The following is a 12,080-nucleotide window of genomic DNA, read 5'->3' on the forward strand; positions in this document are numbered from 1 at the left end:
GCCCCGCGCAGCTGTCCGGCGGACAGCAGCAGCGGGTCGCGCTGGCCCGCGCGCTGGCCCCCGGGCCGGGGCTGCTGCTGCTCGACGAGCCGCTCGCCGCCCTCGACGTCGACGCCACCCCCGCGATGCGCACCCTGCTGCGCCGGGTCATCGCCGACGGCAAGCAGACCGCCCTGCTGGTCACCCACGACGCGCTCGACGCGCTCGTGCTCGCCGACCGCGTCGTCGTGCTGGACCGGGGCCGGATCGTCGAGTCCGGCCCCGCCCGGGACGTCCTGGCCCGGCCGCGGAGCGCGTTCTCTGCCCGCATCGCCGGTCTGGACCTGGTGCCGGGCGTGGCCGAGGGCTCCGGGGTGCGTACCGCGGACGGGACCGAGATCCGGGGCCGGGTCGTCGAGGTCGCCGAGGGGGAGCCCGCCGTCGCGGTGTTCCCGCCGTCCGCGGTCGCGGTGCACGCGAGCAGGCCCGAGGGCAGCCCGCGCAACGTCGTCCCGGTCCGGATCGCCGCGCTGGAGCCGCGCGGGGACACCGTGCGGCTGCGGGCCGCACCCGTCGCCGGGGGGCCGGACTGGGTGTCCGGGCTGGCCGCCGACGTCACCCCGGCCGCCGTCGCCGAACTGGGTGTCGAACCCGGTCACGAGGTGTGGTTCGCGGTGAAGGCGACCGAGGTCGCCGTGCACGGCCGGCACGCCTGAGGGCCACGGCCGATCCGCTGATCGTGCAGCTCGGAGCCCTGCCGGGCCCCGGACGGCAGGCGTCCCCGGCACCGCCGGTACCGAAACGCTCCGTCACCCGGGTGGTCCCAGGTGTCACCCGGGCCACCATCGTGTCTCTCGCACCAGGCGTCACAGGCGCATAGCGTCGCTGTCCGTGAGATCCATGCGTCCCCGCGCCGCTCGTCTGGTCACTGCCGGTGTCCTGGCGGTCGCGCTCGGTGTTCCTCTCGCGCCGACGGCGTCCGCCGCCGAGACGGCGCCGTCGGCACCTGCCGGGTACCTGGTGCAGACGGCGACCGACGGGCAGACGCGGGCCGCCGCGGAGTCCGTCGGCGTCGAGCCGAAGGTCACCTTCGACAGCGTGGTGCACGGCTTCGCCGCGGACCTCACCCCCGCCCAGGCGACCGAGCTGCGCGACCGGCCCGGCGTCGTCGGGGTGGAGGAGGACCGCACGATCTCCCCGCTCGACCCGCAGGCCGCCCACCAGGACGCGCCGGTCGGCCCGCCCGCGGGTGCCGAGCAGGCGCCGGGCAACTGGGGGCTCGACCGCATCGACCAGCCGAACCTGCCGCTGGACGGGCAGTACCGGCACACCGCGACCGGCGCCGGGGTGGACGTGTTCGTCCTCGACACCGGCGTCGACGCGAGCCACCCGCAGTTCGGCGGCCGGGCCGGGCTCGAGCTCAACACGATCGACCGGACCGACACCGACTGCGACGGGCACGGCACCGTCGTCGCCGGGATCGCCGCGTCGAAGGACTACGGCGTGGCCCCGGGCGCGACCGTGCGCGCCGTGAAGGTGCTCGACTGCAACGGCACCGGGACGCTGTCGTCGCTGATCTCCGGTCTGGACTGGGTGACGAAGAACAAGCGCGGTCCCGCGGTCGCGGTGATGTCGTGGAGCTACGGCGGCTCGCCGATGCTCCAGCAGGCCGTGCAGCGCATGATCGACTCCGGGGTGTTCGCGGCCTCGTCGGCCGGCAACACCGGCGGCGACGACTGCACCGCGCTGCCCCGAGCGATCGGTGACGTGCTGGTCGTCGCGAACTCGACGATCGACGACAAGCGCTCGTCGAACTCCTCGACCGGTCGTTGCGTCTCGCTCTACGCGCCGGGCACCCGGATCGTCGCGCCGGTCCCCGGGGGCGGCACCGCCTCCTACAGCGGGACCTCGATGGCCGCGCCCTTCGCGGCCGGGGTGGCGGCGCTGTACAAGCAGACCCGCGGCGACGCGCCGGCCACCACCGTCAAGAAGTGGATCGTCGACAACGCGGTGCCGGGGAAGATCGACGGCGGCGGCACCGGCGGTACCCCGAACCGGCTGCTGCAGACCGGCGGGCTCTAGGCCCGGGCCTCGTCGGCCCACTCCCACAGCTCGTACACGGGCTGGTCGAGCAGGTCGTTCAGCTCGGCGGGCGACACCGACGGCGTCGCGAGCCACAGCACCTGGTCGGTCCACAGCCAGGCGATCCGAGGCGCGCCGCGGTCGCGCAGGGCACGGGCGGCGGCGGCGAGCGGGCCGGGGTCGAGGGCCTTCGGGTGGCCGGTGGTCACGACCGCGACGACCGTGCCGTCCACCTCGACCGACGCTCCGGCGACGGCGACCCGGTGGTCCGGGCCGGCGAGCCGGTCGAGCGCGGCGGCGTGCTCGGCGGGGTCCTGCTCGGCCCAGGTCGGGAGGAGGGCCAGCAACGCGTCCCAGCCGTCCGGTCCGGCCTCGCCCAGCGCGCCGAGCACGGCCCCGGTCGTGACCGGCTCGCCGTGGTCGGCGACCCCGCCGGCCAGCGCATCGGGCTCGACGACGCCGGACGGCAGCACCCCCGCGCGCTCGAGTACCGCGACCGTGTGCGCCAGCCGGTCCCGGCCCTCGGCCGACAGGTCCGGGACGACCCGCACCGCGACGGGTGACGCCGGGGTCGTCGGCGCCCCGGGCAGCGGCGTCGGCAGCACCACCGGCGCCGGGACCGGGGGTGCGGCCGCGTCCGCGCGGTCCGCCGCCCGCCACGAGCGCCACGCCATCAGCCCGAACACCGCGACCGCGGTCGCGGCCAGCAGGAACGGGAACGCACGGTCCAGTGGTCCCCGGCCCGGCGCCCCCACCATCTCGATCTGCACCCCGGTCACGACGAACCAGCCGCCGACCACCACCGCGCCCGCCGCCGCGACGGCCGCGGAGACCCGGTCCAGCGTTCCCGGACGTGCCATGCCCGCAGAGTAGGCGCGACCCCCGACGCGCCGGATAGCGTCCGGGCATGCCCGGCTCCCCGCCCGCCGACCTGGCGTCGCTGACCCGTCGCTACCTGGCCCCCGCCACCCCGGACTGCCCCACGTTCGTCGAGGACACCGGGTGGGAGCCGATCGTCGACGGCGTCGACTACTTCGCCCGGCTGCGCGCGCTGTTCGACCGGGCCGGGCCGGGGGACACGGTGCTGGTCACCGGCCTGAACCTGGAACCGGACATGGATCTGAACGGTCTCGACCCGGACGAGGACGGCTACGAGGCCCTCGCCGACCGTTTCGCCCGTCTGGTCGACGCCGGCGTGGACGTGCGGGTGCTGCTCACCGCGGCGCTGTTCTCCGGATCGGTGCCCGGCGTGGCGATCGGCCCGTTCCGGGCCAACGCGTTCGCCGCGCTGGAGCTGCGCCGCCGCCCGCAGCTCGCCGGGCGGGTGCTGCTGGACTGGTCCGGCTCGGGCATCGGCTGCCACCACCAGAAGGTGGTGCTCGCCCACGTCGGCGGGGAGCTGACCGCGTTCGTCGGCGGGCTGGACCTGTCGGCCAACCGGTTCGATGCCGAGCCGCACGACCGGCTCTCGATCGGCGAGGAGCGCTGGGGCTGGCACGACGGCGCCGCCGCGCTGCACGGGCCCGGCGCGGCCCGGGTGTGGGAGGTGTACCGGGGCCGGTGGACCGAGGCCGCGACGCTGCCGCCGCGCCGGTTCATGGTCACCCCCACCGACTGGGAGCCGATGAACCCCGAGCCGTTCCGGCACGACCTGCCGCCGTCGCCGCCCGCCCCGCCGCGGTCCGCCCCGGGCACCGCGGTGCAGGTGCTGCGCTCGCTGCGGCCGTGGAAGATCGACCACTTCGGGATGCTCTACCGGCGGCACTGGACGGTGCTGCCCCGCAACGGCACCCAGGAGGTCTTCCACACGCTGTCCACCGCGATCCGCGGTGCGCGCCGCTACGTCTACCTGGAGGACCAGTACTTCTTCGAGGTCCCGGGCGGCCGCCGGGCGTTCCGGCTCTACGGGTTGCTGCGCGACGCCGCCGCCCGCGGGGTGAAGGTCGTGCTCGTGTGCTCGGGGCGCAAGGACCCGGTCGACGCCGGGGTGAACAAGTTCCGCCGCCGCGTCACCGGCGACGTCCAGCGTGGCGTGATCGACCAGCTCGACCCGGGCGACCGCGGCAACGTGATCATGCACCGGATCGAGGACCTCACCGTCCACACCAAGCTGGCGCTGGTCGACGACGTCTTCGCCTCCATCGGGTCGGCCAACTTCTTCTCCCGCTCGATGCGCGGCACCGACACCGAGCTCTCGACGGCGTTCGTCACCACCGGCGACCAGGTGCGCGACCTGCGGGTACGGCTGTGGGCCGAGCACCTGCGCACCGAGCTGACCGACGAGCTCGCGCCCCGGCTGGCCGATCTGGACCTCGCGCTGGGCATGTGGCGCCCGGAATGGCTGCCACCGGATGCACCGGCCGGGACCTGGCGGGTGCCCGGCTACCCCGCCGGGTTCGCCCCGGCCGAACGGGTGCTGGTGCCGGTCGGTCCGTGGCCCGAGCCGTCGCCGCGGCCGTTGCGCCGCGCGGCCCACGGGGCGCGGCGCGGGGCGGCGAAGGTCGCCGACTCGGGGCGGCGGCGCCTGTCCTCGTCCTGACCGACGGGTGTTGGCAACCGCGTCGTCCGGGGGCGAGGATGTGACGACCCGCACCGAACCGCCCGAGGAGTACGACGTCGTGACCTCAGCCGCCGCAACCCCCGCCGTCCCGTCCTACGCGTCCGGGACCTCGGACACGCCGTTGCTCGGCGACACCATCGGTGACGACCTCGACCGCACCGTCGCCCGCGTCCCCGACAACGACGCGCTCGTCGAGGTGCAGACCGGACGCCGCTGGACCTACCGCGAGCTGCAGAACGCCGTCGACGACCTGGCCACCGGGCTGCTCGCCGCCGGTCTCACCGTGGGGGACCGGGTCGGTATCTGGTCGCCGAACACCGCGGAGTGGACGCTGACCCAGTTCGCGACGGCCAAGATCGGCGTCGTCCTGGTCAACATCAACCCGTCCTACCGGACCCACGAGCTGGAGTTCGTGCTCAAGCAGGCCGGGATCTCGACGCTGGTGTCGGCGTCGTCGTTCAAGACCTCCGACTACGAGAAGATGATCGCCGAGGTCCGGGCGAACTGCCCCGCCCTGCAGCGCGTCGTGATCACCGGCTCCCCCGAGTGGGACGCGCTGGCCGCGGGCGACGCCTCCCGCCGCGACGAGCTGGCGCAGGTGCAGGCGTCGCTGACGGCCGACGACCCGATCAACATCCAGTACACGTCCGGGACGACCGGGTTCCCGAAGGGCGCGACGCTGTCGCACCACAACATCCTCAACAACGGCTACTACGTCGGCCGGACCTGCGGGTACACCGAGGCCGACCGGGTCTGCATCCCGGTGCCCTTCTACCACTGCTTCGGCATGGTCATGGGCAACCTCGCCTGCTCCACCAGCGGCGCGACGATGGTCATCCCGGCGCAGGGCTTCGACCCGAAGGCGACCCTGCACGCCGTGCAGCAGGAGCGCTGCACCTCGCTCTACGGGGTGCCGACGATGTTCATCGCCGAGCTGAACGACCCCGGCTTCGGCGACTACGACCTGTCCAGCCTGCGCACCGGGATCATGGCCGGCTCGCCGTGCCCGGTCGAGGTGATGAAGCAGGTCGTCGACCGGATGGGCATGACCGAGGTGACCATCGCCTACGGCATGACCGAGACCAGCCCGGTGTCCACCCAGACCCGCGCCGACGACTCCGTCGAGCGCCGGGTGTCCACGGTCGGGCGGGTGCACCCGCACCTGGAGGTCAAGGTCGTCGACCCGGAGACCGGCCGGACGCTGCCGCGCGGCGAGCCGGGCGAGCTGTGCACCCGCGGCTACTCGGTGATGCTGGGCTACTGGGAGCAGCCGGAGAAGACCGCCGAGGTCATCGACCGCGCCCGCTGGATGCACACCGGCGACCTCGCCGTGATGGACGACGAGGGCTACCTCAACATCACCGGCCGGATCAAGGACATGGTCATCCGCGGCGGCGAGAACGTGTACCCGCGCGAGATCGAGGAGTTCCTCTACACCCACCCCGACGTCGTCGACGCCCAGGTCATCGGTGTCCCCGACGAGCGCTACGGCGAGGAGCTCTGCGCCTGGGTGGTGCTGCGCGAGGGCGCCGCGCCCCTGACCGCCGACACGCTGCGCGAGTTCGCCACCGGGAAGCTGGCGCACTACAAGATCCCGCGCTACGTGCTCGTCGTCGACGAGTTCCCGATGACGGTCACCGGCAAGGTCCGCAAGGTCGAGATGCGGGAGAAGTCGGTCGGGCTGCTGGACCTGGAGGGTGCGGCGAACGTCCGAAACGCCTGACCCCCGGACGGGTCCCAGGCGTACCATCGGTGACGGCGCGTCCGGCGAGCCCGGGCGCGTTTGTCGTGCACGCAGCAACACAGCAAGCAGGAATCGAGGACGACGGTGCCCACCGGCAGGGTGAAGTGGTACGACGCGGAGAAGGGCTTCGGCTTCCTCTCCCAGGACGGCGGTGAGGACGTCTACGTGCGCAAGGCGGCGCTGCCGTCCGGCGTGGAGGCGCTCAAGTCCGGCCAGCGGGTCGAGTTCGGGATGGCCGAGGGCCGTCGCGGGCCGCAGGCGCTCTCCGTGCGCATCGTCGAGAAGCAGGCGTCCGCGGTGGAGAACGCGCGCCGCCCCGCCGAGGAGCTGCACGGTCTGATCGAGGACATGATGGGTCTGCTGGAGAACAAGATCCAGCCGGCGTTGCGGCACGGGCGCTACCCGGACCGCAAGACCTGCAAGCTGGCCGCCGAGGTCGTGCGGGCCGTCGCCCGCGACCTGGACGGCTGACCCGCCGTCCCGCCGCCCCCGCGGGCGTACGTGGCGACCCGGCACGGTGCGTGGCGACGCGTGCGTGGGGCGCCGCGGGGTGTCGCGGGGTGCCGCACGAGCGGCGGAATGGTGGCGGGTTCGGGCGGTGTTGGCACGGGTGTGCGCCTGTCGATGTTGGACCGCTCGCGGACGCGGGCCGGGGAGCCCGACGCCGCCGCGGTCCGTGGCACGGTGGCGCGGGCCGTCCGCGCCGAGCAGCTCGGCTACCACCGGTTCTGGGTGGCCGAGCACCACGCCGTGCCCGGGATCGCGTCGGGCAGCCCGCCGGTCCTGATGGCCGCGGTGGGCGCGGCGACCTCGCGGATCCGGGTCGGTTCGGGCGGGATCATGTTGCCCAACCACCAGCCGCTCGTCGTCGCGGAGCAGGTGGCGCTGCTGGAGGCGCTGCACCCCGGGCGGATCGACCTGGGTATCGGCCGCTCGCCCGGGTTCACCGAGCCGGTCCGCCGCGCCCTGCGCGCCGGCGGGGCCGACGACGCGCAGTTCCGTGCCGCCCTCGACGAGCTCCGCTCCTTCCTCGACGGCAGCGGCCCGGTGACGGCCCGGCCGCGGCTGGAGCACGCCGTCCCCCTGTTCCTGCTCGCCACCGGCGCGGGACTGCGGCTGGCCGGGGACCTGGGGCTGCCGGCCGTCGTCGGCGGCCCGGTACTCGACGACCCGGCGGCGCTGGCGGACTACCGCGAGCGGGCCGGGGACGCGGCGCACCTGGTGGTGTCCGCCGACGTGCTCGTCGGGGACCCGCAGCTGGCGCTGTCCGAGGCGTGGGCGCACGCCGCGGCCCGCACCACCGGGGAGTTCCCGCCGCTGGAGCCGCCGGACCCGCACCGCGTGACGACCCGGCGCCAGCGCGAGACCGTGGACCGGGCGCTGGCGAACGCGATCGCCGGCGACCCCGACACCGTCGCCGAGCGGCTCGACGACCTCGTGGCCCGCACCGGCGCCGACGAGCTGCTGGTGTTCTCCTCGACCCACGACCGCCACGCGCAGGCCGACTCCGACGCCGCGCTGGCCCGGCTGCTCGGCGCGGGCCGCTGAGATCCCGGGTCGCGCCCGCTCAGCCCTGCTCGCCGACCAGCACCCAGGTCGCCCGGACCGGGAACTGGATGTCGGTGCTCGCCGGGTCGATCGACGGCGGCGCCCCGAACACCTGCACCTGCGCGGTCACGAGCCGGTCGCCCGGCTCGGGCAGGGACAGCGTGAAGTCGGTGCGGGTGTCCGGCGCGGCGATCGCGCTGCGCTGCTGGACCGGGGTCGGGTCGGTGCCTCGGGTGAACGCGTAGGCGACCTGCCAGGGCGCGGAGGAGACCTCCTCGGGCACCGTGATGCGGACCTCCGTCCCGGGCGGGACCTGCGCGGTCACCCGGGCGTTCGGGGCGTCCTGGCAGTTCTGCAGGCTGGTGTCGCAGAACTGGGTGGGCGCGGCGGTCAGCGAGGTGCCGCCGACGTCGAACGTCACCGTCGGGGCCTCGCCGCCGCACCCGGCGAGGACGAGGGCGGCCGCGGCCAGGGTCCCGGCCAGCACGCCGGCGGACCGGCGGGGGCGCGGTCGGGGGCGGGTGATCACGCCGACCAGCGTACGGATCCGGGCCCGGCGCGCGGGTGGGCCCTCAGCGGGCGACGGCCGGGCGCGGCCCCAGGCCGGGCACCAGCGAGGTGCCGCGGCGCACCAGCGCGGCCTGCAGTGCGAACACCGCCACCACCCCGGTCACGATCACGAACCCGGTCCGGAAGGTGTCGTGCGGGGCGAGCACCCCGATCGCGCCGCCCAGCACCCAGGCCAGCTGCAGGACCGTCTCCGACCGCCCGAACGCGGACGCCCGCGCGTCCTCGGGCAGGTCGCGCTGCACCACCGCGTCGAGGCAGACCTTCGCCAGCGCGCTCGCCGTCGACGCGACCAGGGCCGCGACCACCGCCGTCGGGACGCCCGGCAGCAGCGCCACCGCCGCCGCGGCGAGCACGGCCGCCGCGGCCGCCGCGAGCACCACCGGCTCGACCCGGGAGAAGCGGCTGCGTGCCCCCACCGCGTTGCCGGCGAACAGCCCGACGCCGGCGGCCGCGCCGACCATCCCGATCACCACCAGCTGGCCGGCGGGATCGCCGTCGGGGGACTGCTCGGCCCCGGCCTTCACCACGAACGCGACGAACAGCGTGAGGAACCCGGTCAGCACCCGCACCGTGCTCGTGCCCCACAGCGCGACGAGCACCGCCCGCGTCGCGGGGGCGCGGGACCGGCGCTTGCCCGGCCGGGTGGCGGGCACCGCCGCGGTCACCTCGCCCGCGGTGGACTCGACCCGGCGGGGGATCCGCAGGCAGAGCACGGCACCGGCGACGCCGAGCACCGCCGTCCACCACAACGGCCCGGCCCCGCCGACGGCCAGCGCCGCCCCGCCCGCGACGGCCCCGGCGACCCCGCCCGCGGCCATCCCGAACGTCGTGAGCCGGGAGTTCGTCGTCGCCAGGGTGATCGTCGACGGCAGCACCCGCGGGGTCACGGCCGCCTTGAGCACCAGGAACGACTTGGACAGCACCATGATCCCCAGCGCGGCCGGGTAGAGCAGCCAGTCGTCGAGGTGGAACACGAGCACCACGGCGAGCACCGCGCGGCCGGCACAGGACACCGCCATCGCGATCCGCCTGCCCCGCTGCAACCGGTCCAGCGCGGGACCGATCACCGGCGCCACCAGCGCGAACGGCGCGACGGTGATCGCCAGGTAGAGCGCCACGTTCGCGGTGGACTCCGCCGTCGCCGCCGCGAAGAACAAGGTGTTCGCCAGCGCGACGGCGACCGCCGCGTCGAGCGCGTAGGTCAGCATCGTGGCGTAGGTGAGCGCCGTCAGCCCGGACCGGTCGGCGCCGTCGGCGGTCGCGGCGCGCCGGAACAGCGCGACCGCGCGCCCGCCCAGCTCGCGGGTGCGGTGCACGGCGACCCGGGTGACCGTCAGCCTGCGGGGGACTGTGGCCGGGCCGGGGCGGGGCAGCTCGTCGGTGGCGGCACCGGCGGAGCGCGCACGGCGCAGCGCCGGGTCCGAGGCGATCGGGGTGGTGATCGGGGTGGTGCGCGGGGCCGGGCCACGTCTCGACCCGGCCGCCCGGCGGCGGCTGCGGAACGGGTTCGGTGCCACGCGGTCATTGTGCAGGCGGGCACCGACGGTTCCGGCGATCCCGCCGGGTGGTGTCACCCGCCCGGCGCAGCGCCGGTCAGGCCGGGGGCACCGGGAGCCGCACCCGGAACGTCGCCGGCCACAGCTTTCCGGTGAGCAGGTACTCGTCGCCGTCGACGTGGGCGATGCCGTTGAGCACGTCGGCCCCGGCCCGCTGCCCGGCCGGCAGCAGCCCGGTCGCGTCGACGACGGCGTCGACCACCCCGGTCGACGGGTCGATCCGCACCAGGTCGTCGGTCTGCCAGACGTTGGCCCACACCCGGTCACCGACGCACTCCAGCTCGTTGAGCCGGCTCACCGGGGCGCCGTCCAGGGTGACGGCCACCGAGCCGGTCCCCGCCAGGTCGGCCGGGTCGTGGAAGAACAGCCGGTCGGTGCCGTCCGAGCGCACCACGCGGTCGCCCAGCAGGCACAGCCCCCAGCCCTCGCCGTCGACGGGCACCTCGCGCAGCGGCCGCAGCGTCGCCCGGTCCCACTCGACCGCCACCCCGTCCTGCCAGGTCAGCTGCCAGATCCGGTCCCCGACGACGGTGATGCCCTCCCCGAAGTACGCCGGCGGCAGCGGGCTCGCCGCCCGCACCGCGCCCGTCGCCGGGTCCAGCGCGCGCAGCTGCGAGCGCCCCACCCGGCCGGTCCCCTCGTAGAGGGTCCCGTCGCGCAGCTCCAGGCCCTGGGTGAACGCCTGCGGGTCGTGCGGGACCTCGGCGAGGACCTGCGGACGGACCACCGGAACGGGGCCCGGGGCGGGCAGCCCCGTCGCCGGGGCCGCGGCCCCGCAGGCCGCCAGGGCCAGCAGGAGGGGGAGCAGCCCCGTCACGGAGGGGCGGCGGAGCAGCGCTCGGGCGGGCACCCGCCCAGGATGCCCGGGCACGGGTGGCACACTGGTGAGGTGAGCACTGGTGAGGTGGGTGTCGAGGTCGGCGACTCCGGTGACGAGCGGGCGGAGACGCCGCAGCCCCGGGTGACACCCGCGCCGTCCCACCTGTTCGACGCGGTGGACGAGGCGCGGGCCGCGGCCGTCGAGGAGGCGGCCGACGAGCTGGGTGACGAGGCGGCCGTGGCCGCCGTCGGCGCGCACCTGGGCACGACCGCCGAGGACGACGGCTCGGTCACCCATTCCTTCGCCGCACACCTGCCCGGCTACCGCGGCTGGCGGTGGGCGGTCACCGTCGCCGCCGCGGCCGGTGACGGGCCGGTGACGGTCTCGGAGTCGGTGCTGCTGCCCGGCTCGACCGCGCTCGTCGCGCCCGACTGGGTGCCGTGGGACCAGCGCGTGCGCCCCGGTGACCTCAAGCCCGGCGACCTGCTGCCCACCCCGGCCGACGACCCCCGCCTGGTACCGGGCTACGTCGACTCCGGGGACCCGGCCGTCGACGCGCTGGCCCGCGAGGTCGGCCTCGGCCGCGAGCGGGTGCTGTCGTTCGAGGGCCGCATCGCCGCCGCCGAGCGCTGGCAGGACGGGGAGCGCGGCCCGGCCGCCGACCTCGCCCGGTCCGCCCCCGCGTCCTGCGGGACCTGCGGGTTCCTGGTGCCGCTCGCCGGGTCGCTGCAGGGCGTGTTCGGGGTCTGCGCGAACGGCTCCTCCCCGGCCGACGCCCAGGTCGTCGCCGTCGGCTTCGGCTGCGGCGCGCACTCCTCGGTCGCCGAGCAGCCCGGCTCCCCGGTCCACGTCTCGGCCCTGGTCTACGACGACGGCGTCGACCTCGAGCCGGTCGGGTCCTGAGCCCTCCCGGCGTCGCGGACGGCACCGACCCGTTCGGCACGGCGGCGCTGCGGGACGGGGTCCTGGCGGCCTGGTCGTCGTCGCCGACCCGGTTCCGTGAGGACGTCAACGCCGAGGACGACCTGCGCCGCGGCGGGTACGCCGACACCTGGGTCGCCGAGCTGCTCCAGAACGCCGCCGACGCCGCGCTCGCCGCGGACCTGCCCGGCCGGGTCCGGGCCGTCGTGGTGGACGGAGAGCTGCGCGTCGCCAACACCGGTGCCCCGCTCGACGCCGCCGGGGTCGCCGCGCTCGCCGCGCTGCGGGCCTCGGCCAAGC

At 75.7% G+C, this 12,080-nt stretch carries 11 protein-coding genes and 1 pseudogene; 8 read left to right on the plus strand and 4 right to left on the minus strand.

The annotated features are described in order from the left end of the window. The coding region (locus NH602_RS20915; protein WP_253068695.1) for a TOBE domain-containing protein at positions 1–695 on the plus strand (695 nt) is incomplete at its 5' end. Positions 696–879: 184 nt separating this feature from the next. Further along, positions 880–2,061: a S8 family peptidase gene (locus NH602_RS20920; RefSeq protein ID WP_253068700.1), complete on the plus strand. Its 1,182-nt coding sequence runs from the start codon at positions 880–882 to the stop codon at positions 2,059–2,061. Here the strand turns inward: NH602_RS20920 and NH602_RS20925 are convergent. Further along, positions 2,058–2,921, minus strand: coding sequence for a hypothetical protein (locus NH602_RS20925; protein ID WP_253068696.1), 864 nt, complete (start codon positions 2,919–2,921; stop codon positions 2,058–2,060). The two genes, NH602_RS20920 and NH602_RS20925, sit on opposite strands and share 4 nt — an antisense overlap. Before the next feature lie 47 nt (positions 2,922–2,968). Here NH602_RS20925 and NH602_RS20930 point away from each other — a divergent pair, with 47 nt between their 5' ends. The 4 genes from NH602_RS20930 to NH602_RS20945 all read left to right on the plus strand — a co-directional run bounded on the left by NH602_RS20930 (position 2,969) and on the right by NH602_RS20945 (position 7,913). Next, positions 2,969–4,600 (plus strand): phosphatidylserine/phosphatidylglycerophosphate/cardiolipin synthase family protein, encoded by a 1,632-nt coding sequence (locus tag NH602_RS20930; protein WP_179761750.1) that lies wholly within the window; start codon positions 2,969–2,971, stop codon positions 4,598–4,600. A gap of 79 nt (positions 4,601–4,679) precedes the next feature. Further along, the gene (locus NH602_RS20935; RefSeq protein WP_253068697.1) at positions 4,680–6,344 is read left to right on the plus strand and encodes an AMP-binding protein; all 1,665 of its coding nucleotides are present in this window, start codon (positions 4,680–4,682) and stop codon (positions 6,342–6,344) included. 105 nt (positions 6,345–6,449) lie between these two features. Further along, complete coding sequence (locus NH602_RS20940; RefSeq protein WP_062398128.1) at positions 6,450–6,836, plus strand: cold-shock protein; 387 nt, start codon at positions 6,450–6,452, stop codon at positions 6,834–6,836. 153 nt (positions 6,837–6,989) lie between these two features. Continuing rightward, positions 6,990–7,913: an MsnO8 family LLM class oxidoreductase gene (locus NH602_RS20945; RefSeq protein ID WP_237454151.1), complete on the plus strand. Its 924-nt coding sequence runs from the start codon at positions 6,990–6,992 to the stop codon at positions 7,911–7,913. A gap of 19 nt (positions 7,914–7,932) precedes the next feature. Here the strand turns inward: NH602_RS20945 and NH602_RS20950 are convergent, their stop codons facing one another. The 3 genes from NH602_RS20950 to NH602_RS20960 all read right to left on the minus strand — a co-directional run bounded on the left by NH602_RS20950 (position 7,933) and on the right by NH602_RS20960 (position 10,889). Then, positions 7,933–8,442, minus strand: a complete 510-nt coding sequence (locus NH602_RS20950) for a DUF2771 family protein (protein WP_073576595.1) — start codon at positions 8,440–8,442, stop codon at positions 7,933–7,935. Between the two features lie 43 nt (positions 8,443–8,485). Then, entirely contained in the window at positions 8,486–10,000 is a 1,515-nt protein-coding gene (locus NH602_RS20955) for an MFS transporter (protein ID WP_253068698.1), read from the minus strand. 76 nt (positions 10,001–10,076) lie between these two features. Beyond that, on the minus strand, positions 10,077–10,889 hold the full coding sequence (locus NH602_RS20960) for a glutaminyl-peptide cyclotransferase (RefSeq protein WP_253068699.1): 813 nt from the start codon (positions 10,887–10,889) through the stop codon (positions 10,077–10,079). Positions 10,890–10,928: 39 nt separating this feature from the next. On the opposite strand from NH602_RS20960, the gene NH602_RS20965 reads away from it, so the two are divergent. Further along, a complete protein-coding gene (locus tag NH602_RS20965; protein WP_308292867.1) occupies positions 10,929–11,762 on the plus strand; it encodes a DUF3027 domain-containing protein in 834 nt (277 codons plus the stop codon). Beyond that, positions 11,759–12,080 (plus strand): annotated as a pseudogene (locus tag NH602_RS20970) (molecular chaperone Hsp90); the annotation flags it as partial. The gene NH602_RS20965 and the pseudogene NH602_RS20970, both read left to right, overlap by 4 nt.

Source organism: Pseudonocardia sp. McavD-2-B, assembly GCF_024124365.1.
Lineage (GTDB): Bacteria > Actinomycetota > Actinomycetes > Mycobacteriales > Pseudonocardiaceae > Pseudonocardia > Pseudonocardia alni.

Excerpts from the sequence above, each read along its gene's own strand:
- NH602_RS20930 (WP_179761750.1), top strand. The coding sequence starts at position 2,969 with ATGCCCGGCTCCCCGCCCGCCGACCTGGCGTCGCTGACCCGTCGCTAC.
- NH602_RS20925 (WP_253068696.1), bottom strand. The coding sequence starts at position 2,921 with ATGGCACGTCCGGGAACGCTGGACCGGGTCTCCGCGGCCGTCGCGGCG.
- NH602_RS20945 (WP_237454151.1), top strand. The coding sequence starts at position 6,990 with ATGTTGGACCGCTCGCGGACGCGGGCCGGGGAGCCCGACGCCGCCGCG.
- NH602_RS20920 (WP_253068700.1), top strand. The coding sequence starts at position 880 with ATGCGTCCCCGCGCCGCTCGTCTGGTCACTGCCGGTGTCCTGGCGGTC.